Annotated in this window: 23 protein-coding genes and 1 pseudogene; 9 read left to right on the forward strand and 15 right to left on the reverse strand. The window is 69.7% G+C overall.

Annotation, left to right across the window (positions count from 1 at the left end; genetic code table 11):
* Window positions 1-30 precede the first annotated feature (30 nt).
* From ACQUSR_RS19195 to ACQUSR_RS19205, 3 genes are all read left to right on the forward strand, one after another.
* The gene (locus tag ACQUSR_RS19195) at window positions 31-687 is read left to right on the forward strand and encodes a hypothetical protein (protein WP_431043803.1); all 657 of its coding nucleotides are present in this window, start codon (window positions 31-33) and stop codon (window positions 685-687) included.
* A complete protein-coding gene (locus tag ACQUSR_RS19200; RefSeq protein ID WP_431043804.1) occupies window positions 684-1,715 on the forward strand; it encodes a hypothetical protein in 1,032 nt (343 codons plus the stop codon). Before ACQUSR_RS19195 ends, ACQUSR_RS19200 begins: the two co-directional genes overlap by 4 nt.
* 196 nt (window positions 1,716-1,911) lie before the next feature.
* Window positions 1,912-2,244 (forward strand): SH3 domain-containing protein, encoded by a 333-nt coding sequence (locus ACQUSR_RS19205; RefSeq protein ID WP_431043805.1) that lies wholly within the window; start codon window positions 1,912-1,914, stop codon window positions 2,242-2,244.
* Window positions 2,245-2,325: 81 nt separating this feature from the next.
* On the opposite strand, the gene ACQUSR_RS19210 is transcribed toward ACQUSR_RS19205, so the two are convergent.
* The 5 genes and pseudogenes from ACQUSR_RS19210 to ACQUSR_RS19230 form a co-directional block, all read right to left on the reverse strand.
* Window positions 2,326-2,571, reverse strand: a complete 246-nt coding sequence (locus ACQUSR_RS19210; RefSeq protein ID WP_431043806.1) for a hypothetical protein — start codon at window positions 2,569-2,571, stop codon at window positions 2,326-2,328.
* Window positions 2,572-2,608: 37 nt separating this feature from the next.
* Entirely contained in the window at window positions 2,609-3,487 is an 879-nt protein-coding gene (locus ACQUSR_RS19215; RefSeq protein WP_431043807.1) for a hypothetical protein, read from the reverse strand.
* Between the two features lie 58 nt (window positions 3,488-3,545).
* Window positions 3,546-4,250 carry a hypothetical protein gene (locus ACQUSR_RS19220; protein ID WP_431043808.1) on the reverse strand — a complete coding sequence of 235 codons (705 nt, stop codon included), beginning with the start codon at window positions 4,248-4,250 and terminating at the stop codon, window positions 3,546-3,548.
* A gap of 47 nt (window positions 4,251-4,297) precedes the next feature.
* Window positions 4,298-5,332, reverse strand: a complete 1,035-nt coding sequence (locus ACQUSR_RS19225) for a hypothetical protein (protein ID WP_431043809.1) — start codon at window positions 5,330-5,332, stop codon at window positions 4,298-4,300.
* A 305-nt stretch (window positions 5,333-5,637) separates the two neighbouring features.
* Window positions 5,638-6,050 (reverse strand): annotated as a pseudogene (locus ACQUSR_RS19230) (transposase); the annotation flags it as partial.
* A 92-nt stretch (window positions 6,051-6,142) separates the two neighbouring features.
* Here ACQUSR_RS19230 and ACQUSR_RS19235 point away from each other — a divergent pair.
* Entirely contained in the window at window positions 6,143-6,922 is a 780-nt protein-coding gene (locus ACQUSR_RS19235; RefSeq protein WP_431043810.1) for an ATP-binding protein, read from the forward strand.
* Here ACQUSR_RS19235 and ACQUSR_RS19240 read toward each other — a convergent pair.
* From ACQUSR_RS19240 to ACQUSR_RS19270, 7 genes are all read right to left on the reverse strand, one after another.
* The gene (locus ACQUSR_RS19240; RefSeq protein ID WP_431043811.1) at window positions 6,873-7,136 is read right to left on the reverse strand and encodes a hypothetical protein; all 264 of its coding nucleotides are present in this window, start codon (window positions 7,134-7,136) and stop codon (window positions 6,873-6,875) included. The genes ACQUSR_RS19235 and ACQUSR_RS19240 overlap by 50 nt on opposite strands.
* A gap of 195 nt (window positions 7,137-7,331) precedes the next feature.
* The gene (locus tag ACQUSR_RS19245) at window positions 7,332-9,065 is read right to left on the reverse strand and encodes a transporter (RefSeq protein WP_431043812.1); all 1,734 of its coding nucleotides are present in this window, start codon (window positions 9,063-9,065) and stop codon (window positions 7,332-7,334) included.
* Entirely contained in the window at window positions 9,062-9,886 is an 825-nt protein-coding gene (locus ACQUSR_RS19250; protein ID WP_431043813.1) for an ABC transporter ATP-binding protein, read from the reverse strand. Before ACQUSR_RS19250 ends, ACQUSR_RS19245 begins: the two co-directional genes overlap by 4 nt.
* 97 nt (window positions 9,887-9,983) lie before the next feature.
* Window positions 9,984-10,457 (reverse strand): hypothetical protein, encoded by a 474-nt coding sequence (locus ACQUSR_RS19255; protein ID WP_431043814.1) that lies wholly within the window; start codon window positions 10,455-10,457, stop codon window positions 9,984-9,986.
* Window positions 10,458-10,546: 89 nt separating this feature from the next.
* The gene (locus ACQUSR_RS19260) at window positions 10,547-12,226 is read right to left on the reverse strand and encodes an alpha/beta hydrolase (RefSeq protein WP_431043815.1); all 1,680 of its coding nucleotides are present in this window, start codon (window positions 12,224-12,226) and stop codon (window positions 10,547-10,549) included.
* The gene (locus ACQUSR_RS19265; protein WP_431043816.1) at window positions 12,223-12,540 is read right to left on the reverse strand and encodes a hypothetical protein; all 318 of its coding nucleotides are present in this window, start codon (window positions 12,538-12,540) and stop codon (window positions 12,223-12,225) included. Before ACQUSR_RS19265 ends, ACQUSR_RS19260 begins: the two co-directional genes overlap by 4 nt.
* A 191-nt stretch (window positions 12,541-12,731) precedes the next feature.
* A complete protein-coding gene (locus tag ACQUSR_RS19270) occupies window positions 12,732-13,409 on the reverse strand; it encodes a bifunctional DNA primase/polymerase (protein ID WP_431043817.1) in 678 nt (225 codons plus the stop codon).
* A gap of 511 nt (window positions 13,410-13,920) precedes the next feature.
* On the opposite strand from ACQUSR_RS19270, the gene ACQUSR_RS19275 reads away from it, so the two are divergent.
* Both ACQUSR_RS19275 and ACQUSR_RS19280 read left to right on the forward strand, forming a co-directional pair.
* On the forward strand, window positions 13,921-15,309 hold the full coding sequence (locus ACQUSR_RS19275) for a transcriptional regulator (RefSeq protein ID WP_431043818.1): 1,389 nt from the start codon (window positions 13,921-13,923) through the stop codon (window positions 15,307-15,309).
* Window positions 15,310-15,714: 405 nt separating this feature from the next.
* Complete coding sequence (locus ACQUSR_RS19280) at window positions 15,715-17,640, forward strand: hypothetical protein (protein ID WP_431043819.1); 1,926 nt, start codon at window positions 15,715-15,717, stop codon at window positions 17,638-17,640.
* Between the two features lie 112 nt (window positions 17,641-17,752).
* Here ACQUSR_RS19280 and ACQUSR_RS19285 read toward each other — a convergent pair whose 3' ends face one another.
* Window positions 17,753-19,075: an ABC transporter substrate-binding protein gene (locus ACQUSR_RS19285; RefSeq protein ID WP_431043820.1), complete on the reverse strand. Its 1,323-nt coding sequence runs from the start codon at window positions 19,073-19,075 to the stop codon at window positions 17,753-17,755.
* Between the two features lie 169 nt (window positions 19,076-19,244).
* Here ACQUSR_RS19285 and ACQUSR_RS19290 point away from each other — a divergent pair, with 169 nt between their 5' ends.
* Complete coding sequence (locus tag ACQUSR_RS19290) at window positions 19,245-19,691, forward strand: SCO4402 family protein (protein ID WP_431047689.1); 447 nt, start codon at window positions 19,245-19,247, stop codon at window positions 19,689-19,691.
* Window positions 19,692-19,771: 80 nt separating this feature from the next.
* Window positions 19,772-20,644, forward strand: a complete 873-nt coding sequence (purU, locus tag ACQUSR_RS19295) for a formyltetrahydrofolate deformylase (protein ID WP_431043821.1) — start codon at window positions 19,772-19,774, stop codon at window positions 20,642-20,644.
* A 55-nt stretch (window positions 20,645-20,699) separates the two neighbouring features.
* Here the strand turns inward: purU and ACQUSR_RS19300 are convergent, their stop codons facing one another.
* Window positions 20,700-22,376, reverse strand: coding sequence for a zf-HC2 domain-containing protein (locus ACQUSR_RS19300; RefSeq protein ID WP_431043822.1), 1,677 nt, complete (start codon window positions 22,374-22,376; stop codon window positions 20,700-20,702).
* A 100-nt stretch (window positions 22,377-22,476) separates the two neighbouring features.
* Complete coding sequence (locus ACQUSR_RS19305; protein ID WP_431043823.1) at window positions 22,477-23,058, reverse strand: sigma-70 family RNA polymerase sigma factor; 582 nt, start codon at window positions 23,056-23,058, stop codon at window positions 22,477-22,479.
* Window positions 23,059-23,384: 326 nt separating this feature from the next.
* On the opposite strand from ACQUSR_RS19305, the gene ACQUSR_RS19310 reads away from it, so the two are divergent.
* On the forward strand, window positions 23,385-23,732 hold the full coding sequence (locus ACQUSR_RS19310) for an STAS domain-containing protein (RefSeq protein WP_431047691.1): 348 nt from the start codon (window positions 23,385-23,387) through the stop codon (window positions 23,730-23,732).
* Window positions 23,733-23,775 lie beyond the last annotated feature (43 nt).

Here is a 23,775-nt window from a genome sequence, read left to right on the forward strand (position 1 = left end):
CTGAAAACCCCTCTCCCTCAGGAGTTGCCCGTGGCCCGCCGCCCCCTCCTCACTGCCGCCGCACTGGCCGCGAGCGCGGCTCTGCTGCTGACCGCGTGTGGCGGCGGCAGCGACGACGGCAAGAAGCCGGACAAGATCGAGGGCGCGGAGGAGGGTGGCAAGAAGTCGCCGTCCCCCTCGAAGTCCCCTGAGTCCGACCCGATCGCCGCCAAGCGTCCGCAGCTGAAGGACCAGGAAGGCTTCTCGACGGTCTTCGATGGCTGGTCGTCGGACGATCCGAAGCAGAACGCCGTACTGCTGGACGGCAAGTACCAGGCCTTGGCGGTCAATTCGGCCATCTTCAAGCAAGACCCCGAGGCGCCCGAGGTGAAGTTCTACTACGCGGGCCCGGCGCTGGTAGATGCCCAGGAGTGGGTTGCCGGGTTCAAGAAGAACGGCCACACCTTGACCGGCACGCTGCGCTACTACGATCCGCACGTCAAGCTCACGTCCGACGGTGTCGCGACGCTTCGATACTGCACCGACGAGAGCAAGGCGTTCTCGAAGGACCTCAAGACGGACAAGGTCGACCGCACCGAGCCCTCACCGAAGAGCTACGTGCTCTACGTGGCGGCTCTCGAGAAGAACAGTGAGGGAGTCTGGCAGACCACCTCACTGGTTTCGCAGAGGGGGAAGTGCCAGCCATGATCAAGGGACGTCGACTCGCCGTCACCTTCACGCTCGCGGCGGCCGTGATAGCGGCCTGCGGTACACCGGCCGTCGCGGACATCGGGGGCGGAGATACCCAAGGTGGAGCTGACGGCTCCACCCTGTCCGCCGCCGCGACGAAGGTGACCATCACGCGGACCGGCGGTGGGTCCGGCGGCAACACCCGGCTCGCGCCCACCAACAGCGACTGGACACCGCCGGTGTGCTGGTATGAGCCGGTGGCCACCCCGAAGCAGCTCAAGTCCGCCGTCGAGAAGATGGATCCGCGGGCTGCGACCATCCCGGTGACGCCCACGCTCAGCTGGGGGCAGATCACTTTCGAGCGGTTCATGGAGAAGAAGTCCGAGTACAACAAGTACGGGGACTACGCGGTTTCCCAAGAGGGCAAGGGCAAGTGGTATCGGGGTGTGATCAACCCCAACCGCAAGAACGAAGCCGACTGGGATTCCTGCGAGGACATCATGTTCTTCGCGCTCGACGGTGAGAAACCGAAAGCCGAAACGCTCACTCCGGAAATGCTCGCCGGATACGCCTACGACGAGATCCGTGTACCGGATACCAAAGTCACGATGAACCCCGCAGGCAAGCAGACCGTCAACCTGCCGACCTGGATCTGGCTGGACGAGGCGAAGTTCAAGCCCGTGACGGTCCGGGCCGAGCTGCCCGGCACCAACCTGTGGGCCGAGACCACCGCCAAGCCGAAGAGCCTCCATATCGAGCCGGGCACCAAGGAGGCCGAGGTCTTCCCCGCGTCCGGGGACTGCCCCATCAGCGAGGACGGCAGCATCGGCACCCCGTACACCGAGGGCAAGGGCAAGCAGGACCCGCCCTGCGGCGTGAACTACCTGCGGTCCACCTCCGGCACCGGCTCGTACGAGCTCAAGGCCACCCTGACCTGGGAGATCTCCTGGAAGGGCACCGGTGACACGGGCGCCAAACTGCCCGACGGCACGTTCGGGACCACCACCACGGTCACCGTCGGGGAAGTCCAGACGATCAATCGCTGAGTACGTTCAGTGATCCTGCGGTCCCGCGTTGTCCCGGCCCGGTGTGACAGATTTCACGCCGGGCCGGACATGCTTTTGGACTTCCCGGGGCGGGGAAGTCGAGCGGTGTTAGGGTCGGAAGTCAGGATCTGATCAGGCTGACACATCACAGCGCGGGGGAAATCGCGTGAAGGTTAAAATAAAAGCCTCGATACTGATGCTCACGACGTCGCTGACGCTGGCCGCTGGTTTCACGATGGCCCCGACTGCGGGCGCCGTAGGCCTGTCCGCATGCCGTTACGATTCGTTCGACGTGGATTTCAAGGTCAAGACAAATGGCGCGCAATTGCGCAATGGTCCAGGAAAGCGGTACAAGTCGCACGGCACGCTCTACAAGGGGGACTCGTTCCGCTACTTCTGCCGCACCTGGGCGGGCAGCGGTCCGGACGGCTTCGACCGGAGCTGGTCGTACGGCAGGATCCTGAAGAAGACGAAGTCGGGCATCCCGAAGGGGACGCGCGGCTGGGTCTACGGCCGCTACTTGGACTGAACGGCGGAGTCGCGACTGAGGCGCGCATGCGATGGTCGGTATCCGCGTACGGGATGACCAACGGCCGACGCTTCAGCTGTCCTACTTCTTCCCTTCCTCTTCCTCCAGCTTCTTGCGGATCCGCTCCATCTCTTGCTTGGCGTGAGCGAGAGCATCGCGTATCTCCTTGGCCCGGCCCTGCCATTCCGTGCGGAAACGGTCACCTGCTGGCCCCTTCCAATTTTCGTCGCTCGCCAGGGCCTTGACTCCATCAAGGGTCCTCTTGAGTTCGTCGGAATACCGCTTGAGATCGCGGATGTCTTTCTCGCAGTCCGAGAGTTTGCTCATGTCGGTATACCCCCTGGGCGGCGGTGGGTGGGCAGTGTCATTCCGGGAGTTTGAGCAGACCTTGGATCTTCCGGGCCAGGGTCCGCTCGCTGACGGCTTGGGCGACGATGCCCGTCGGTGAGTGGGGCCGGTCGACGGTGACGGTCCAGAGCTCGACGTCGGCGGCGTAGGTGAGCACGAGGGCGCCCGGATCGTCGGCGAGCACCATGAGCCGCCCGACGACCAGGGACTTGTCGATCACCTTCTGTAGTGGTCCACCGACGTTCTCCCGATCGAGGGCATGCGGGTCGAGCTGCTGGATACGGCCGTCCCTGTCGGCGACACCGAACGGGTCGACGAGCCCATGGACCAACTCGGCAGCGGCCACAGAGGAGTTGGTCAGGGAGAACAGGTGCAGCCCGCCGGTGGTGATGCGCTCGACAAGGAAGAGCTCGGGCGAATGCACATAAACGAAGCAGTGGGACATGCCGTCGCTGGTGTTGATCTCGCCGACGAGCGCGCGTTCAGCGGTCCGTCGGAGGTTGAGGACCAACGATGCTTCCTCAGTCATCCGGATGTCGAGAGGTGTCCGGTGGCCAGTGCTCTGGCCGGCGGCGGTCGCGGCTTCCTGCTCACGCATGAGGTCGTCGAGTTGCTCGATGTTGGCGACCTCGATGAGCTCACGGGAGATGAGGGAGCGCAGCGCGGTGGAGATCGCCACCGCACGCTCGGACTCGGACAGGCTGGACAGATGAGGTAACGGGACCAGTCCGTCCTCTGGGTCCACGAGGTCGATGACGGCCAGTTCCTCGTCGGTCAGACGCATGATCGAGCGGTTGCCGCCGCCGGACTCGGCCAGGCCCTCGCTCAGCATCCGACGTATGGCGCCGAGATCCTGCCCTGGCTGGTCCGCGGTTTCCGGTGCCTCGGTGGTCACGATGTTTTCAACCCTCCGTTTTGTGTTTGTGCGATGAGAAATCGTGGACAATCCGGAGTCAGAAACGCACCGGGAGGTCTCTTTCGGAAAGGTTGGACTTACCCAGGATCATGGCGATTTCCGGATCGCTGCGTTTCGCTCTGATGACCAGCCAAGAGCCGTCCCGGAACCGGATGCGGAACCTTCCGGTCTGCCACTTTCCCCGCAGCGGGTCCTCGATGATCGCCTGGCCTCCAGGAATCTCGGCCACGATCTGCATGGAGTCGTCCGGGTTCCGCCAGGCGCGCTTGAGCGGGGCGGCCAGGACGATGCGGCCGGGGGCCAGCAGGACGAGCCGAGTGTGGTGGCGGGACTGGCTGTACCAGCGCAGAAGCAGCTGCCCGGCGGACGCGTGCCAATTGCCGTCGAAGACATCATTGAGCCGGTGTTCTTCGATGTCGGCGTGGCGCCTTCTTCCCTCGCTCCAGTTCCTACGGTCCTCTTCGCGGCTCTTCTTTGAGTAGAAGAGGTACCTAAGAACGATCTCCGGAAGGATCTCGAACACGAAGCCGACAGCCGCGGCGGCCAAGAGGAAGGGAGATGCCAACGCGTAGACGAGCAGCTGGTCCGGTGGCATGAGACCGGGCCGCAGTCGGCCACTGCCCGCTGCGGCGTGCACGTCCTTCGGCGGGCGCGGGATTCTACCGATCGTGCACCAGTCGCCGATGGCCGGTGGATTGCCGAGGAGACGTACCGCGTTGCGTTCCTCTTTCCGTTTGAGCATACGATAATTCTCCCGATGTGGGGGACATGCGGAGGTCTGGCATCCCGTTACCAGAATTTAAGATCCTTCACCGGTCCTGGCAGGTATCTCTTGGCAGCTTCCTTGGCGCCGTCCTTGAAGTCATTCCACTCGTTGCTCACCGTCTCCTTGGTGTCGTTCCACACCTCCTTTCCCTTGTCGGCAGTCCAGTTCCATGCGGCCTTCGCGCCGTCCTTGATGTCGTCGCCCCACTTGTCCCAAGCCCAGCTGCCCAGGAAGTAGGCGCCGGCGATGCCCAGGGCCACCCAGCCGACCACGGGGATGGCGCCGGCCGCCACCGAGGCGCTGAACCAACCCGCCATGACGCCTCCGGCTCCGGCGGCCTGCAGCAACCCCATGCCGCGGTCGACCACGCCCTGCACGCCGCCGTGACTGGGCATCACGAATTCCTTGAGCCCGGTCACCAACGACAGTGGCAGCATGACCTTGTCGAGGGCGCCCGCACCTGGTGCCTTGTTGAGGAATGCAAGGAACTTGAACTTGTTGGCGAGAAACGCCATCGCGCCCCACGGCTTGGTGAACCCGGCCCGCGCGCTACCCAGCATCTGGAGTGTTCGCTGGAAGGCTGCCGGGGATAACTTGCCCAGGTTTAACCTGTCTAGGGCGGCACCGACCAGTGTGGCCTTCTTCCACGCTTCCTTGTACCGGTTGAAAGCAGCGACACCCTTGGCGATCGATAGCGTCTTCGCCACGGCGAGGGCGTCCTGTTTCGTCTGGGAGTCATTGATCGCCTCGGCTCCCTTGACCACCTCCTCGGTGAATTGCTCAGCGTTGTCCTTGGCCCATTCCCAGGTCTTCATGGTGCCCAAGTAGGCGGCCATCATCAGGACACGCTCCGGATCGGCGCCGAGAACTCCCAGGCGATGCCGGATGTCTTTTGCCTGATCCTGACTCCAGGTGGACTTCGCCGGAAACTGCGAGAGCGTCCCGGATTGGCCACCCCATTTGGCGATGATGCCTCGGACGAGACCGCCCTGGATGGTGAGAGCTCCGCCGTGTACGTCGAGCGCGGCAGCGAGGTTCCTGGCGCCCTCCGTTGCCATACCCCTGAAGGTCATGAACACCCCCGTGTTCGTGAGACGGCCCTGTGGCAGCGTAGGCCATCGATGGCGTCCGATGAGAGCGTTGAGAAGGACTCATCGCCTCCTGAACCGGCTTTCAGGGGTGGCGTTTTACTTTTCCGCACGTTGGCGCAGTTAACGGAGCAAGGTGTTCCGCATCAGGGTTCTGATGTTCAGCCAAAGCACGGGAGGCATTCTCAGCCACAGCGGCTTGATAGCGCCTTCCGGTCCTTGTCGGACAGCCCGCCCCTGTCGGGTGAGGCTCCGAGGGCGATCAGTATCGCTGCTTTCCAGTCGGGCAGGTCTTCGCCCCTGCGGCGCCGGTGGGACATGACGAGCCCGGTGCCCGGATAACCGCCGTCGCCAATCGTGGTGGTGCGGCCAACTGCGGCCCTGGCGCCGGATTCCTCCCATGCCTTGCAGTCGTTGCGATTGCCCGGCAGCGGTCGGCCGACCACAACCACCAGGCGGGTGTCGGCGTCGATCACGACTTGGTGGCTGGTGGAGTAACGGTAATTCGCCAGTAGGCCGCGACCAGCAGCACCCGGCCTTCCAGGGCCAGACTCCAAGGTCGTCCCCGGCGAACCGTGTCGGCGCCTTCACGCCGCAGCGCGGCCACCAACTTGCCGAACTGGCTGGGGCTCAGTCCGGAGAACGGGGCTATCCAAGACGGCTCCGACGCCGTAATCACACCCGTCACACTGTGATCATCTCGATCGCGGCCAGCAGCCTCTCGTGAGCTGGCACGGAGCTCGCGTCGAGGTCCGAGTGGCGGATCCATAAAGCCATCGCATGAACTGGCTGACGCTATTCTCCACGCTTCTCGGTGCCGTTGTCGGAGTCGGATCGACCTTGCTGGCTGATCGTGCCCGCTGGGGATGTGAGGTCCAGTCCCAGGCGTTGGAGCGGAGGCGTGAGCGTTATGGCGAGTTCCTCACAGCCCTCAACCTTGCTCAGGAGTCGCTGTTCGCGGTGGCCTACGGCCGCCATCCCGCCGAGCTGTCACGGGATCTCGCCGCGCGTGCAGCCTTCGGCAATCACCAGGTCTATGCGGTGCGGGAACGACTTGCCCTGTCGGGTCGCGAGCGGGTTGTGGCCGTTGCAGACACGGCGTTCAACCGGCTGAAGGCGTTCCGCGACGTCGTCGGTTCCGGGGCCATGCCCGACTCCTCGGAGCTGGCGGACGCCATTCAGCTGCGCGGCTGCCTCGGGCCGGCCCTCTGGCTCGCCGTGGACGTCGGGGAGGCGCGGATCACCGTCTACGACAGGAACCGCGACGAGCCCGTGCTGCGGCCGGCATGCATGGAGCGGGAGAGCGGGCGTGGGTTGCGGTTGGTGGATGGCCTCGCCGACGCGTGGGGGACCAGTCCGGGTGCGCCGCTCGGGGGGGGGCGTGTGGTTCGCGCTCGCCACGTCCTCGTAGCCCCGCCAGCCGGCGTGCGCATCGCGGCCCTCGTACGCCGAAGGGCCCGGTCGGCGGTGGGCGCGCCTGACCCGGCCCCTCGGGCGGTGAGTGTTCCGGTTACCCGATCACGAGGCCCACCCCGTCCACCCGGACGGCTTCCCCCGTGACCGCGGCGTCGATGACGAGGCTCTGGCAGCCGGTGCCGTCGATGATCAGTGAGGCCTCGGTGAGGCTCGTGACCATGGAGGCCGCGAAGCTGAAGTCGATGCAGCCGGCAGGGCTTGTGGGGTGGCTCGGGGCCGCGTACGACGGTGTCGCTCCGGTGAGCATGAGCATTCCGGCCGCGGCCACGGTGGCGCAGGCGGTGAGGATGCGGCGCATGCGATCTCTCCTTGGCGGTGGTGCCGGATGGGCCCTTGCGGCGCATCCGTACGCAAGTGACTGTGTCCATCCCGAATCAGGCGGTAACCACCCCTGTGGGTGGGGGAGGAGTGCGCGGCGCGCACATCCGTGGACGTAACGCGCCGGGCAACCTTGTGCTCCTCCCCCTACCTGTGCATGGCGCCGCTCCGGCCCCTACTTGCTGACGGCCGTCAAGATCTCCGGCAGCCGCTCGGCCACCTTCGGCGCCGCGATCCGCAGTCCCGCCATCGCCAGCCCCGCGCCGTACGCCAGGCCCAGCGGCAGGACCAGCCACAACAGGCCGTGCGCACCGGACACATGCAGCCAGACGGTGACCCCGATCACCGGGAGGCACAGGGCCGCGCCCATCAGCATGCCGCCGAAGATGCTCAGCGTGGCCAGGCCCGCCTGCGTCGGATGGACGTTCTTGAAGCCGCTGTCCTGCGGGATGGTGTACGGGTGGAGGGCGGAGGACAGGGCCCCGGTCGCCAGCATCGCGCCGAGCAGGGCCAGTGTCATGCCGAGCGTCTCGGGGAACTCCGCCCACCCGTCGAGCAGCGCCGCCGCCAGGGCCACCACCGCGATGACGTACGGCACGGCCACCAGCACCAGCGCCAGGGCGCGGCCGCGCAGTTCGAGGTAGGCGTCGCGCGGCCCGTTGATCGTCTGCACCACCATCCAGAACGCGGAGGAGTCCTGGCCGAACTGGTTGTACATCTGCATGCCCATCAGGCCGCACGCCCAGCACGCCCCGTAGATGCTCCCGCTGCCCTGGATGACGTAGACGATCGGGAGCAGGAATCCGATGACCAGCGCGGTGGCCCAGCCGGTCTTGGTCTTCGGGTCGCGCCAGGCATAGCGGAACGTCCGCAGCATGACCGTGCCGGTACGGCCCGCGGGCAGCAACCGGGCGAGGCCGCGCGCGTCCGCTCCTGCGGGGCCCGTACCCGTACCCGTACCTGTACCCGCGCCCGCGTCCGCACTCGCGTGCCGCGCGGGTTCCGCGGCCTGGAGGGTGGAGGAGTCGGCGGCGGTCATGAGGCGGCTGAGGCTGCGGTGCCACCAGGCCAGCAGCAACACCAACGCGGCGGCGGTCAGGGCGAGTTGGCCCAGCGCCGGGGCGTACGCGCCGTCCCCGATGCCCCACACCGCGTCGATCGCGGCGGCGGGCGGTACCCAGCGCAGTACATCGGCGATCGGTTCGAGCGGGGAGAGCCCGTCCTCGCCGGACAGCTTCTGCATGCCGACGTTCACGAACTGGAACCCGACGGCGATGATCAGGCCGCTGAGCAGCGCCAGATCGCGCCCCTTGCGGCTCGTCAGCAGGCGCAGGTTGGCGGTGGCGACGGCGCGCGCCAGCGCCACGCACACCAGCAGGACGAGGACGACGGCGAGCACACCGATGGCCGCGGCGGCGGCGCCGTGCGCGACGGCGACGACCGAGCCGACGGCCATCGTCAAGGTGAACAGCGGGCCGATGCCGATCAGCGAGGAGATCAGCAGGGCGACCATGAGCGGACCCGGCCGCAGCGGCAGCATCACCAGCCGGCTCGGATCGAGGGTCTCGTCGCCGGCGGAGAAGAACACCGGCATGACGGCCCAGCCGAGCGCCAGGACGGCTATGGCGGTGGTGACGAGCGCGGTGGCGTGGTCATGGCCGCGCAACGCGATCAGGCCGAGCAGCTGGAGCGCGGCGAACAGGACGGTCAGCACGATCGAGGTGATGTACGCGGCCCGGCGGCGGGAGTTCTGCCGCAGCCCGTTGTTCAGCAGCGCCAGCTTCAGCCGTACGAAGACGGGGACGGTGACGGAGACCGGTACCCGCGGGGCGGACGCCGCCGGGCCGGTGGCGCCGGGTAGGGAGGTGGGCGCAGGGGCTGGGGCGGAGGCGGGCGAAGGGGTGCTCATCGGGCGCCGCCGCCGAGCCAGTCGAGGTCGTGGTCGGCGCCGAGGCCCTCCGCGCCGACCAGCGACAGGAACGCGTCCTGGAGGGACGGCGCGTCGCCGCGCACCTCGGCGAGTGGACCGTGCGCGCGGATGCGCCCGGCGGCCATCACGGCCACCCAGTCGCACAGCGACTCCACCAGCTCCATCACATGGCTGGAGAAGACGACGGTGGCCCCGGAGCCGGTGTACCGCTCCAGCACCCCGCGGATGGTCTGTGCGGACACCGGGTCGACGCCCTCGAACGGCTCGTCGAGGAAGAGGACTTCGGGGTTGTGCAGCAGTGCGGCGGCCAGGCCGATCTTCTTGCGCATCCCGGTCGAGTAGTCCACCACCAGCTTGTGCTGGGCGCCGGACAGGTCCAGCACGTCCAGCAGCTGGGTGGCGCGCTTGTCGACCTCGTCGCCGGGCAGGCCGCGCAGCCGTCCGGTGTAGGCGAGGAGCTCGCGCCCGGAGAGCCGCTCGAACAGGCGCAGACCTTCGGGGAGGACGCCGATCCGGGCCTTGACCTCGACCGGGTCGCGCCATACGTCGTGACCGACGATCTCCACGGTGCCGGAATCGGGCCGGAGCAGGCCGGTGAGCATGGAGAGGGTGGTGGTCTTGCCCGCGCCGTTGGGGCCGACCAGTCCGACGAACCGGCCGGCGGGCAGTGCGAGATCGATGCCCGCGACGGCGACCTGCTCTCCGTATCGCTTCCATAGCGCGGTGGTGCGGACCGCGATGCCCTGCCCCTGCGCCGCCCCCGCGGCGGCCTGCTCGATCTGCTCCGGCTCGTGTGTCACCCGTGGTGCCTTTCGACTACACGCGGGGGCTGGTCGTGCCCCCGTCGGGGAGCCACGATACGGGTGGCCGAAAGTGTGTGCCTATGGGGCTGAGTCGCTACTGCTGCTGCTCTTGTTCCTCTCCAGGCGGGATCATGCAGGGGGAGGAGACATACATCCCCAACATCGGGTACCCCTTGGACCCATCCGAGGATTCGACGTTCACAAAGTATCCCGTCTTGGGGTCGCGCGCCTCGACAATCATGCTGGTGCGAGGCTTCTCGAAACGTCGAAATGTGCTGATGGTGTAGCCATTTTTCTCAAATGCTGCGCGTATTTTCTCCGCGGCCTCGTTGTGATGCTCAACGCCGAACTTGAACCAATCGGCATAGCTGACCGCGTATCGGGCGTCCGTGGCTTCCTCGCCATTCTTACCGACACAGGATCGGAATCTCACGTCGGCCTTTCGTACGCCCGTGTGCCGCTCGATGATGTCACCCACCTCATCGATGTATCGGCGAGCTTGTTCTTCTGCATCGCTTTGGCTCATCCGCGGCAACGGATCGTTCTTCCCCGTCTCGTCCTGGGACATACAACCTCCGAGTGTGCCCACAGCCAGCATGGCTGACAGCCAGATGGATACCGGTCGCGGCCAGTAGCGCTGCTGCCGGTCTGTGCGCCTCACCACTTCGGACCGACCGGTAGCGATCCGAGCTCGCGGCCGTCTCGACCCTTGGGCATCTCGCGCTTCGGCTCCGTGGTCGTCGGCGCGTCCCCAACGATAATCCGCCCCTGATTCATGAGGCTCTCGCTGGGTTGGCCATTGTCCTTGAAGTCCCAGTAGCCACTGTGTCCACTGGTGTCCACCTTGATGCGCTGAGCGCCGAAGCTCTCTCGCGATGGATCAACGCCGAGTGTCAGGTCGGCAGCCCATTTGATGATCGGGTCGTCATCCGCAGCCGCGACGTACACATGTTTGGGATCGATCTGGAGGTCCTTGGCTTCCCTTACCGTCGTCCCCGGACTGCCGGCGACGACGATCTCGTCCGCGCCGAGCCCGTCCTCATTGGCTGCCCCCGCGCCGACGGTGGTGGAGCCATAACTGTGGCCGATCACCGTCAGATGGCCATGCCGGTCTCCCTGGGCGACCCGCAGGCCGGAGGTGAAGTCACGCAGCGTGTCACCACCATCCCTCGCACGGTCCTGGCCGGCTATCCCGAAGTCGAAGCGGCCACCGCCGGCTGCGGGTGGGTCATAGTCGAGCCACGAGATCACGGAGGTGGTCTCTGAGGGAGCGCTCTTCTCGGCTGCCTGCTGAAGCGCGTCAATGCGATTGATCTGGCTGCCCATCTTCGTGAGCTCAGTGTTCGTCCCCGGCACGAGGACGGCGGTGTTGTCAGCTGTGTCGGGGTTGCCCATCGCCACGATGGCGCGTCCATCGCCCTCGGGATCGACCTTGAGGAGGTAGAGCTCCTTATCCTTCGGAGCCCCTTCCGCGGCGTCAAGCTTGTCCTTGAGCGTGCGGAGTCCCTCCTGCTGTGTGTTGAAATCGTCCGTCGTCATGGAGTCATCGGATTCCGGGTCGTAGACCGGCTGCAATGCCTGGTTCAGGTAAAGGCGGTTGGCCTTGTTACGGGCCTCGGCGGGAAGTCCGTCCTGTGCGCCGACCTCCTTCGGGTACATGGCGATGAGGAGCTCTCGCTCATCCTTGTCGGATGCGTCCCACCATTCCTTGGCATCCTTGGCGGACATGTCATCGGGAAACTTGGACTTGATGCCGAGCCCCTTGAGTACGTCCTTCGTGGCCAACTTCGTCCGCCCGACCGCGTCATCCTCGTCGAGCCACTCGGCATGGATCTGGTCGAGGGACCACTTCCCGTCCCCGCTGGCCTTCTTGGCGTCCTTGATCGCCTGGTCTATCCGCTGTTGATGGCCGTTCAACGCCTCGGTGTAGGTGGTGGCGAGAGCCTTGGCGTCCGGATCGTTTTCGGCTTCGGTCAGCCAGGTCGGCAACGAGACCTTACCCGTCTCGTCGTCGACGACGAACTGCTCTTCCGCGTATCTGACGGCATTGCGCAGGTCCGTCTGGGCCTGCTCCATCCGAAATCGCGTGGTGTCCATGACTTTGATGATGAGCAAGGCGTATACATGCGCGGCCTGGAGCTGCTCGGGAAGCCGCCTCAAATAGAGCATCGCCGACTCGGCGCTATCGCCCTTCCACTCCGGAAAAAGTGGGGCGAACACCCGTGTGTTGTATTGTGTTTGCGTGCTCGACAACTCGCTCGCGAGGGTTCGCCACGAGGACACCGCCGCCTCCAGGTCGGAGACGTTGAGTTTGAACAGCTTGGTGAAATCGCTCACTGTTCGCGCACACCCGTAAACGTGTCGTAGATCTTCTGATCGTTCCACTCGTGGCCGTTCGCGGTTTCCCGCAGCAGATCGCCGCTCTTCGCAAGCCGGGTCTTCATGGCCTTCAGCGCCTTGCCCCAGTCGTCGTGGCACGACTGCAGGGCTGTGCCGAACGCCCATGACGTGAGGGTGCCCGCCGCATCCCCTGTGTCTTTGATCGCCTTGGTGATCGACTTGCTGAACTCTGTTTCCGAGTCGGTGATGCTGCTGGCGGCACCACCGCAGCCCCGCAACGTTGCCGGGGAAATGCCCAGCTTGTCCCCCATGGAACTACCCCCTCCGTCGGCACTGGGCCGACTGATCCCCTCGTTTGGGAAGCCTGATCAATCAGCATACCTACGAGAGGATTTGAGAATTGAGGGGTACGCGCTCAACTCGCCGCCCGCGCCAAGGCAGGCCGATCTCCTGGAAGACGCCATGGCATCGGGGCGGCTGAGCCTGCGGCTTCGCGGCCGCGTCAGCGGCCCCGGGAGGCCGCCGACTCTCGGCCGCACGCGTACGCCAGCGCGCTGACCAACTCCTCGGCGTCCGGGAGCCAGCGGTTGCTGACGGTCGGGCGGCGGGCCCACTGGACGGAGCCGCGCGAGCCGACCCTGGTCGGCGGCGCCAGCACATAGTCCCCTTCGCCGTGCGGCACCAGGTCGACCGAGGCCGGTGCCCAGCCGAGCTTGCGCACCATGTCGGGGGCCTTCACCGCCGCGCCCGGCAGCACGAAGAAGTGCATCCGGCGGTCCGGGGTGCAGGTGATCGGCCCGAGCTCGATGTTCATCCGCTCCATGCGCGCCAGCGCCAGGAAGCCCGCGGTCTCGGGTACGTCGAGGGCGTCGAAGGAGCGGCCGGTGGGCAGCAGGATCGACGCGCGGGGGGTCTTGCCCCAGATCCGGCGGGCCACGACCGCGCTGCCCGTCGCCTGGCCCGCCCAGTCGTCGTGGGCTGGATGCGCGCCGGGGGACGGGCAGTCGGCGGCCCCGCAGGAGCAGCGCTCCATGCCCGCGCCGGGTTCCAGCCAGGTGCCGGGGGACACGTCCCAGTGCCGTTCCTCGGCGTAGCGCGCCGCGGCGTCGAGCAGCAGGTCGCCGCGCTGCTTGGGGATCTGCGGGGTTCGGGTGACGTCGATGCTCTCTTCCACGTTCAACTCAACTCGCCGTGCCAGCAAGGGTTACGGTCGCGGGGCGAGTCGGACGGGGAGCATCGTCAGGTCACGCGGGGCGCACGGGTGCATCTTTGGGGGCGCGCGGGCGGCTGCGGCAGGGTGAGCGGGTAGCCACATTGCGTGACGGGAGTTCAGTTGCCCTCCGGCCGCGCTGCGAACCCTGGGCGGCCTTCGGGCTTCCCCCGTCCTGACGGCATGCGCGACGCGGGGTCGAACCCGGATGTATGACGCGGGTCGGAACCGTATGAGCGCGGTACGGGGCGAACCCGTATGCATGGTGTGGGGCGAACCCGTATGCATAGTGCGGGGCGAACTCGCATGCAGGGTGCGGGGCGAGCCCGTACGCATGGTGCCGGTCGAACCACGTGCACGATGCGGGTGAACGCGGGCAAGTCTTGCATTCTCCGCATTTCCGCTGGGCAGTTTCCGCTGGGCAGTGATCACCAGGGACGGCGTTCATCCCGAACGCACAGCAGTCGCAGGGGGTAGAGCCATGGCCGCTAGGCCGCTTGTGGCGCGGCAGCCGAACGAGAGGCTGCAGGCGCTCATTCAGGAAGCCGGCTGCTCCAACGCCGGTCTCGCACGCCGCGTGAACATGTGCGGGGCCGAGCACGGCCTCGATCTGCGCTACGACAAGACCTCGGTGGCCCGCTGGCTGCGCGGCCAGCAGCCCCGGGGACGCGCCCCGGGCATCATCGCCGAGGCGCTCGGCCGCAAGCTCGGCCGTACGGTCACGATCGACGAGATCGGGATGGCCAACGGCAAGAACCTCGCCTCGGGGGTGGGCATGCAGTTCTCGCCCACCGTGCTGGGCGCCATCGAGCAGGTCTGCGAGCTGTGGCGCAGCGACGTCGGCCGCCGCGACTTCCTGAGCGGGACGACGGTGGCGGCCTCCGCGCTGGTGGAGCCGAGCCGCGACTGGCTGATCACCGGCCCGGACGCGCAGGTGGCGCGGTCGGCGGGGGCGCGGGTGGGGCTGTCGGACGTGGCGGCGGTCCAGGCCACGACCGAGGCCATCGTGGAACTGGACCACCGGTACGGCAGCGGGCATGTGCGGCCGGTCGTCGTCCACTATCTGAACAGTGTGGTCTCCGGTCTGCTCGCCGGTTCGTACCGGGAGTCGGTCGGCCGCGAACTCTTCGCCGCCGTCGCCCGGTTGACCGAGTTGGCCGGATACATGGCGGTGGACACCGGCCAGGCGGGTCTCGCGCAGCGCTACTACATCCAGGCGCTGCGGCTGGCCCAGGCCGCCGGGGACCGCGGGTACGGCGGCTATGTGCTGGCCGCTAGCATGAGCCATCTCGCCGCCCAGCTGGGCAACCCGCGGGAGATCGCGCAGCTCGCCAAGGCCGCGCAGGAAGGGGCGCGCGGGCATGTGACACCGCGCGCGGAGGCGATGTTCCTGGCGGCGGAGGCGCGCGGCCACGCGCTGATGGGGGACGCTCGCGCGTGCCAGATGGCGGCGGGCCGTGCGCTGGGCGCGCTGGAGCGGGCCGAGGCCGCCGCGGACTCCGGCGACGACCCGGCGTGGATCCGCCATTTCGACCAGGCGTACCTGGCCGACGAACTGGCCCACTGCCACCGCGACCTGGGGCAGCCCGAGCCCGCGCGGCGACGCGCGCAGGAGGCGCTGGACGGGCTCGCGGAGGGCCGGGCACGACGGCGGGCGATCGGCTTGCTGCTGCTGGCCACGGCCCATGTCCAGCAGCGGGACGTGGAGCAGGCGTGCCACGCCGGGACGCGTGCGGTGGAACTGCTGGGGCAGCTGCGCTCGAACCGCGGCGCGGAGTATCTGGACGACTTCCGGCAGCGGCTGGAGCCGTTCCGGGACGAGCCGGTGGTACGCGAGTTCGGGGCCCGCGTGGAGGTGTACGCGGCGTAGGCGCCTCCCGGCGAGGGGCCGTGCAGTAGTGACGAGGGGCCGTGCAGTAGCAGTGGGGGCTTCCGCACCACCGGACGCGGAAGCCCCCACCGGTGCGTACGTGGCGCTCAGCGCGTGCGGGGCGCGCGGCCTTCGCGGCCTCGGTCAGGGGTGGCCTTCTGCCAGGGGAGCCCCGGGCCCGGGCGCATGCGCCCGGAGCCCGCTGTCGCCTCCCGGCGTGGGGCGCTGGGCGGTGGTGCCGCGGCCGCCAACCGGGGCCGGGGCCGGGGGCGAAGCCCCTCAATCGCGGAAAGCCGCGGGAATGGGGCAGGCCGGTCACCCCGGCGCTGCGCGGCGTGGGGACCCGGTAGCGTGAGCCGACGATTCCGTAAGTTCCGCAGTTCCGCATTAGCTATAGGAGTCCCGGTGACGCAGAGCGGACAGGGAAATGAGCCGCAGCCCCCTGCGGTCCCGCCCGCGCATGAGGGCGTCGTGCTGCCCGCTCACGGCGACCAGTGGGCCCAGGAGCAGCAGCAGGCGGCTCCGGCCGGCGGCCAGCCGTGGGGTGCCCCCTGGGGCCCGCAGGGGCAGCAGCAGCCGTCTGCCCCCGCTCCTCAGCAGCCGCCGGGCTACGCACCGCAGCCGGACTACGGACAGCAGGCGGACTACGGACAGCAGGCGTACGGGCAGCAGACGCACGGCCAGTCCGCGTACGGGGAGCAGCCCGCCCCGTACGGGGAGCAGCCCGCCCCGTACGGGGAGCAGCCCGCCGCGTACGGGCAGCAGCCCGCGCCGTACGGGCAGCAGCCCGGGGCGTACGGGCAGCAGGCGCCGTCCCAGCAGCCCGGCGGGCAGCCGTACGGGCAGGAGCAGCCCCAGCCACCCGTTCCGTACGGGCAGCAGCAGGGCCAGTCACTGCCGCCGCACCAGCAGCCGGGCGCACCGGGCCAGGCCGGTCAGGCCGCCTCGGATGGTCAGCAGCCGGGCCAGGTCGGTCAGCCGGGCCAGACAGGTCATCCGTTGCCGCGGCTCGAACCGCACCCGCCGCAGCGGCAGGCGCCCCCCGCGCCGCGGCCCGGCGAGGAGACCACGGTGCTGCGCCCCGTCACCGCCGACACCCCGCCCCCGGCTCCGGGCGCGGCCGCGCCCGACGCCGAGGCGACCCAGTTCATATCCCCGGTCGGCAGACCCCAGGCCGGGGCCGTGCCGCTGCCCCCCGAGGGAGCCCCCGCCCCGGCCGCCACGGGCGCACCGCAGACCGGCTCCACCCCGCTGCCGCCCGAGCGCACCCCGGGTGGTCCGCACGCCGAGTCGCCCGCGGAGTCCACGACCGTACTGCGCAGAATCCGCCCGCAGGAGGCCGCTGCCGCTCAGGCTCAGGCCGGTCCGCTGCCGCCGCAGCAGGGCGCCGCCCCTGGCGCGGCCGAGGAGACCCAGGTACTGCCCGGCCCGATCCCGGCGTCCGGCGGGGCCGCCGACGGGCGCCAGCCGACCCGGCCGTCCGGCGCCCCGTACGCGATCCGCCCCGGCCGCCCGGAGGACCGGCAGCCGCCCGCGGAGTTCGACGGCCTGTTCCGGGCCGACGGCGCCGCACCCGGGCCCGGTGCCGAACCGGCGGACTCCACCCAGCAGCTGCCGGTGTTCGACGACCGTATGGAGCCGCCGGCCGGGTACGCCGCGAGCCGGTACGGCGACGACGGCGGTGCGCCCCGGCGCCGCGCCTCCCGCGGCGTGGTGATCGGCATCGTCGTCGCGGCCTGCGCCGTCGCCGGGCTGGCGGCGGGTGCCGCGCTCAGCCTCGGCGGGGACGAGGAAGGCGACGGCGACAAGAAGCACACCGGCGCGAGCGCGACGCCCGGCGAGAGTCCGGAGGCCAGCGCCTCGCCGACCGCCGACCCGGTCAAGGAGCAGGCGAAGGCGCTGGACACGCTGCTCGCGGACAGTAACAACAGCCGCGCGTCGGTCATCAGCGCGGTCGTGAACACCAGGGTCTGCAAGGACCTGACCAAGGCCGCGACGGATCTGCGGGCGGCCGCGGGCCAGCGCAACGCCCTGGTGACCCGGCTGGCCGGGATCTCCGTGGACAAGCTGCCCAACCACGCCCAGCTGACCCAGGCCCTGAACACGGCGTGGAAGTCGTCGGCGTCGGCGGACAACCATTACGCGGCGTGGGCGGACCAGGTCCGCGGCAAGAAGGGCTGCCACAAGGGCAGGGCGCGCCGCACGGGCCAGACGGCCGCCGCCGAGGAGGCGAGCGGCCGGGCGACGGCGGCGAAGCAGAAGGCCGCGGCGCTGTGGAACCCGATCGCGAAGCGGTACGGCCTGACGGAGCGCCGTCCGGAGCAGCTCTGACCACGACCGGCCTCGGGGGCCCCGGGGCCCGGTGACGGTCCGGGGCCCTGCGCGGACCCGACGGCCCGATGTGAGTCGTGGGGGCCCGTTCCGCGCGGGCCAAAGCGCCGCGTCAGCCCTCGCCCGTGTGGTCTTCCAGCGTCTGGGTGACGTCGACGAAGCCGTCGCGGACCGCCACCAGCCGTCCGTCGCGGACCACCTGGTACGTGACGTTGGCGTTCACGATCCGGGGGTAGCCGGGTACCGCGAGCAGGTCGGTGAAGCGCCAGCGCAGCGTCGGCGTCAGGCCGCCGGTGTCGACCTCGTGGCCGCGGTTGAGCGCCTTGCGGACCGAGCGGGCGCTGATGCCGTCCTTGTCGAGCGACTTCAGGACGGACCGCAGCGCGGTGTAGGCGATCCAGGTCGTTTGTGTGCCGGGGTCGGCCGGGTCGATGCGGTCGTCGTCGAAGGCGTACCGGTTGATGACGCGGTACATGGGGCCCCAGCGCGCGTCGTCCGCCGCCGGGTACCAGGCGGTGGCATACGCGCCCTCCAGCGCGCTCTCGCTGCCGCCGGTGCTGTCCACGAGGGACTGCCGGACACTGCCCAGGACCGACGCGATCCGCACCCTGGGCTTTTCCTCCTGGACGCGGCGGAAGGAGTCGAAGAACGTGTTCGTCCGCTTGCCGAGCGCGGCGGTGACGCACGACGACTGGTCGAGCTCGGTGCCGTACTGGGCGGTGCCGTACAGGTGCGGGTCGGCGCCCACCCCGTCCAGGGCGCGCTGCACCTGCCGGGTGTAGTCCGAGGCGTCCTCGGGGGCCCGGACGTCGGTGGCGGGGCCGCGCCGGCCGGCCGCCAGCCCCGCGTCGAGGAGCTTGGGCAGCTCGTCGCCCGCGATGGTGTCGGGGCGGACGAGGGAGACGCGCTTGCAGACGGCGGCGAGCTGGCGCCCGTTGCCCGCCAGCAGCGAGGCCTGGCCGCCGTTGACGGGGTACGAGATCGGGCTGTTGAACTCCTGCGCGGAGACCCCGTACCCGCCGATGTAGGGGATGCCCGCGACCTCCAGCGGCGCCATGAAGGAGCGGCCGTACTGGCTGTAGGAGCCGACCACGGCGACGGCCTTGGCGTCGGCGGCCTCGCGGGCGCAGCGCGCGGCCTGCACCGTGTCGTTGCGTTCGTTGCAGGTGATGACCTTGAGTTCGCGGCCGTGGATGCCGCCGCTGTCGTTGACCCAGCGCGCGTACGCCTGCGCCATGGCGGGCATACCGGGCATGTTGGTCGCTTCGGTGCCTTCCGGCGCCCAGGTCATCACGACGATCGGGCCGTCTCCGGAGTCCCCGGCCGCGAACGGGATCGCGCCGCAGCCGGCGAGCAGGGACGCGCTGACCGCCGTGCACATGGCCAGGACGGCAGTGCGGAACGGACGAGAGGAGGGGCGTCGCCTTCCGGTCATGGCGGGAGCCTGGCGTCCCCCTCGGAACGTGTGCGTTCTGTCGGATCAACGGATGGTGTCATGAAGGTGAATTGCGGGGGTCGCTCTCGGCCGGAGTGTGAAGAACGTACGATCGGGCACCGTGCAAGGTTCGGAGAACTCTTCCCGTCGCGGCCGCCGCTCGACCACCATGGGCGCCATGCCGCTCAATGACATGCCGTGGTGGCGCTGGCGCAGCAACGTGCGATCGGCGCTGCACATGCTCTCCGACCCGGTCTTCCAGCAGGAGTGCTGGCTGGCGGGCCAGGACGGATACGGAGACGTCACCGACGCCGTCTACCGGCTGGTCGAGGACACCTGGCTGGACAACTGGTCCGCCGAGAAATACGTCGGGACGATCTTCCGTGACTCCCAGGAGGCCTCGCTGGTCGACGTGGCCGTGCTGCGCGTGCTGCGGATCATGCACCAGGTGGGTGCGGACGCGCCGGTCTCGGCCTATCTGGAACACCACGGGTGGCCGGAAGCCGTGCGGGCGGCGCGGGACGCCCACGTGCGGCTGGCGGCGAACGACGGCGAGAACCCGGATGTGCCGCCGCACCCGCTGCACGTCCTCGCGATGATGACCGGCGGCGGCTGATGACCGGCGGGGGCTGAGGGGCACGGCGCCGAGGGCTGTGGTGCCTGGGGGCCGGCGTCGGTGTGGGACGCTATTGGGCTATGAGCGAGTCGCGACCTGCCGCCCCTGACCAGTACATCCTCACGCTGTCCTGCCCCGACAAGCAGGGCATCGTGCACGCCGTGTCGAGTTACCTCTTCATGACCGGCTGCAACATTGTGGACAGCCAGCAGTTCGGCGACCGCGACACGGGCCTGTTCTTCATGCGGGTGCACTTCACGGCGGAGGCGCCGGTACGGGTGGAGAGCCTGCGGGCCAGCTTCGCCGCCGTGGGCGAGTCCTTCCAGATGGACTGGCAGATCCACCGGGCCGACGAGAAGATGCGGATCGTGCTGATGGTGTCCAAGTTCGGGCACTGCCTCAACGATCTGCTCTTCCGGGCCCGGATCGGTGCGCTGCCGGTCGAGATCGCCGCGGTCGTGTCGAACCACACCGACTTCGAGGAGCTGGTGGGCTCCTACGGGGTGCCGTTCCACCACATCCCGGTGACCAAGGACACCAAGGCCGAGGCCGAGGCGCGGCTGCTGGAGCTGGTGCGCGCCGAAGGCGTGGAGCTGGTGGTGCTCGCCCGCTACATGCAGGTGCTCTCGGACGCGCTGTGCAAGGAGCTGTCCGGGCGGATCATCAACATCCACCACTCCTTCCTGCCCAGCTTCAAGGGCGCCAAGCCGTACCACCAGGCGCACGCGCGGGGTGTGAAGCTGATCGGCGCGACCGCCCACTACGTGACGGCGGACCTGGACGAGGGGCCGATCATCGAGCAGGAGGTCGAGCGGGTGGGCCACGAGGTCACCCCGGACCAGCTGGTGGCGGTCGGCCGCGACGTGGAGTGCCAGGCGCTGGCGCGGGCGGTGAAGTGGCACAGCGAGCGGCGGGTCCTGCTCAACGGGAACCGGACGGTGATCTTCTCCTGACCTCGGGCCGCGCCCCGGCCCCCCTGGCCTTGGGCCGCGCCCCGGCCCCGGCGCCCTACAGCCGGGACAGGGACGCCGTCGCGAAGAGCACGTCGCGGATCGCCTCCGGGTCCCCGACCTGGCCCGCCGCCGCGTCCAGCGGCGGCACGTGCCCGGCCGCCAGCTGGTAGAACGCGTCGCGGTCCAGGGCGATGTGCGCCACTTCCCCGTCCGGCCCGGCCAGCGCGCCGGGCGAGTCCAGCGCGATGAACCAGTGGCCGCCGCCGTTGCCCTCGACCTCCAGGCGGAGGGAGCGACCCAGGGCGCCCGCGGCCCCCAGCCTCCGGGGCGGCCCCGCGAGCCCGGAGCGGCGGCGCTGGGCGAGAGCGTCGGGTAGCAGGCGCGCGCACAGGTCGATCATGTGGTGCAGATGGTCGGCCGACGGCGGCTTGTACGGATAGTCGACGGCGTCCGCGATGTCCCCCGCGTGCACCCAGCACGCGAAGGCACGGTCCAGGAAGGCGTCGTGCACCGGCAGGTCGAAGCCGCCGTACGGCACGGGGAGGTCGGCGGTGCCGCGGCCCGCGAAGGACACGGTACGCACCAGGGAATGGGCCTGCTCGCGCCACACCTCGCGGATGGCCCCGGGTGGGGCGCCGGAACCGTACGCGCTGGGCACCCCGGCCGCGATGCCGCGGCCGAAGATGCCGTGTCCCTGGGGGCCGCCGCGGCCGCCGTCCGGTCGGCTGCCCGGACCGCCGCCCGGTCCGCCGGGCGCCGCGTCCGGCTCGGCGGGCTCGATGGGCGGGCCGTCCGGCTCCGTGTGCCAGAACGCCTCCGTGCGTCGCTCCGGGGACAGGGGCGCGCCGGCGCCGAGCGGGTCGGGCAGCCCGAGGGAGGCCGCGAGGAGGCCGTCCACGGCCATCAGATGCCCGATGACCCCGTGGACGGTGGTGTCGCGGCCGACCAGCCGCTCGCCGTCGAACCACCTCAGCCGGACCGGGGCGCGCCACTCCGCGCCGCCCATGTCCCGTAGCAGCGCGTCCAGCCGGGCCGCCTCGGCGTCGTAGGCGGAGGCCCACTCGGGAACCGGGACACGGGCCGGGCGGCGGTCCAGACAGCCCGCGAGGACCCGGGTGCGCAGGCGCGGGTCGAGATCCAGGCTGTCCTCGTGGTGCAGCAGCCCGACCGCGTCGCGCAGCCGCAGTGCCTCTTCCGCGCACGGTACGCAGTCGTTGAGGTGCGCCTCGACGGCGGCGGTCTCCTCGCCGGAGCACGCGGCGAGGGCCCAGGCGCCGAGCAGCGACTTCAGGACGGTGTGCGGGGGCGGGGCCGCCGGGGGCCGCGCGGCCGGCCCGGTCGGCGACGGCCGCTGCCCGGCGGTCACCGGCGGGGTCCGCGGTACGGGCGTCTGCGGTGAGGGCGTCCGCGGCACGGCGGGGCGGCGCTGGTCGGCGGACGGCTCGCGCCGGTCGTCCGCACCGCTGGGTGTTCCGGTGGGGCCCCGCCAGTGCGTGCCGTCCTCGGCGGGCGGGCGCGGTGGCGGTATCCGCGGCGGGCCGGCGGCTTCCGGGCGCGGGCCCGCCGGGCTTCCCGCCCCTCCCGCGCCGCCGGTGCCGCCGACGCCGTCGGTGCCGTCCGTGCTGCCCGCCCCGTCCGCGCGGCCGCCGCTGTCGCCGCTGTCGCCGCTGTCGTCCTCGAACTCGTCATGGTCGAAGCCCTCGTAGCGGTCAGGTCCGCCCGGCCCGCTCACGGGGCCTCCTCCTTCTCCCCGAGCCCTGACGGCTGGGAGGTGCCCGCATCTGCGCCCACTGGGCAGCTCGTCTGCGGCCCGGCGGCCCCGCGCGCGCCGCTCACAGCGCCCGTCCGTAGCCGGGCGGGGACGCCGCGTGCGGGCTGTGGATGTTCGCCGTGGAGAGCAGCTGGAGGCCGAGCCTGAGGCGGCGGCGCGCCTCGTCCTCCGTGACGCCGAGCGTGGCCGCCGCCTGGCGGTAGTCGCGGCGGTGGAAGTAGGCCAGTTCGAGGGCGGCGCGCAGTGGGGCGGGCATGGAGGTGACGATGTAGTCGGCCCGGGCGGCGGCCGAGGCGTCGCGGATCTTCGCCTCCACCTCCTCCTCGGTGGCCCGGTCGCCTTCCGCTATCAACGCGGCCTCGCTCTCCCGGAGCCGGTGGACCGCCTGGCGGTGGCTGAGCGTGGCGACCCAGGAGCGCAGCGAGCCGTGCTTGGGGTCGTAGGTGTCCGGGTTCTCCCAGATGTAGCCGAAGACCTCGCGGGTGACGCGGTCGGCCGCCCGCTCGTCGTCCAGGATGCGGAAGGCCAGGTGGTGGACGAGCGACGCGAAGCGGTCGTACAGCTCGCCGAGCGCGGCGGCCTCGCCCCGCGCCAGGCGCTGCTGCATCTTGCGGTCCCAGCGGGGAGATGCGTCCTGCGCCATACGGCCCCCATGCCTGTCGTCTACCTGTCGTCGGGAGGGCGGCAGTCTCCAGCAACTGTGCCCGGACTCGCATCGAATGTAGTGCGAACGACTGACGTCATGCGCACGTTCCGGGCAATGTGCCCCGATCGTGGCGCTGCGGATGGTATTGGGCCCGTCACTTTACGCAGGAATCCATCGGCGGGACGCTGTGTCGGGGCTTAGGGTCGTTCCGGGGGCGTGTTTCACGGGGGAGAGGGCGGGCAGCCGCACCGGGAACGCCTGATTCCGGTTGGCGGGTGAGTTGGCGGGCGAGCGAAGGGCATCGACGCGTGACGTTGAAGGTGATGCAGGCCGAGCGGGGGGACTGGGTCGTGCTGCGGGTGTCCGGCGAGATGGACCTGGTGACCTCGCCGGCGGTCCGGCAGCACGTGCACGACGCCGTGGCCGAGGGCCGTCACGCCGTGGTGCTCGACCTCTCCGAGGTCCGGTTCTGCGACTCCAGCGGGGTGGGGGTGCTCATAGCCGCCCGGCGGCTGATGCGCTCCTGCTCCGGGCAGCTGCGGCTGATCCTGCCGCCGCAGGACGCGCGGGACGGGTCGCATGTGAACCGGGTGCTCGCGGCGCTCGGCGTGCGGAGGCTCTTCGAGGTGTACCCGGACCTGGCCGCCGCGACGACGGCCACCGCCGCATAATCGTTTCAGCGATCGGCTGACCGTGTCATCGGCTGACCGCGTC

The organism is Streptomyces sp. P1-3, from assembly GCF_050613155.1.
Lineage (GTDB): Bacteria > Actinomycetota > Actinomycetes > Streptomycetales > Streptomycetaceae > Streptomyces.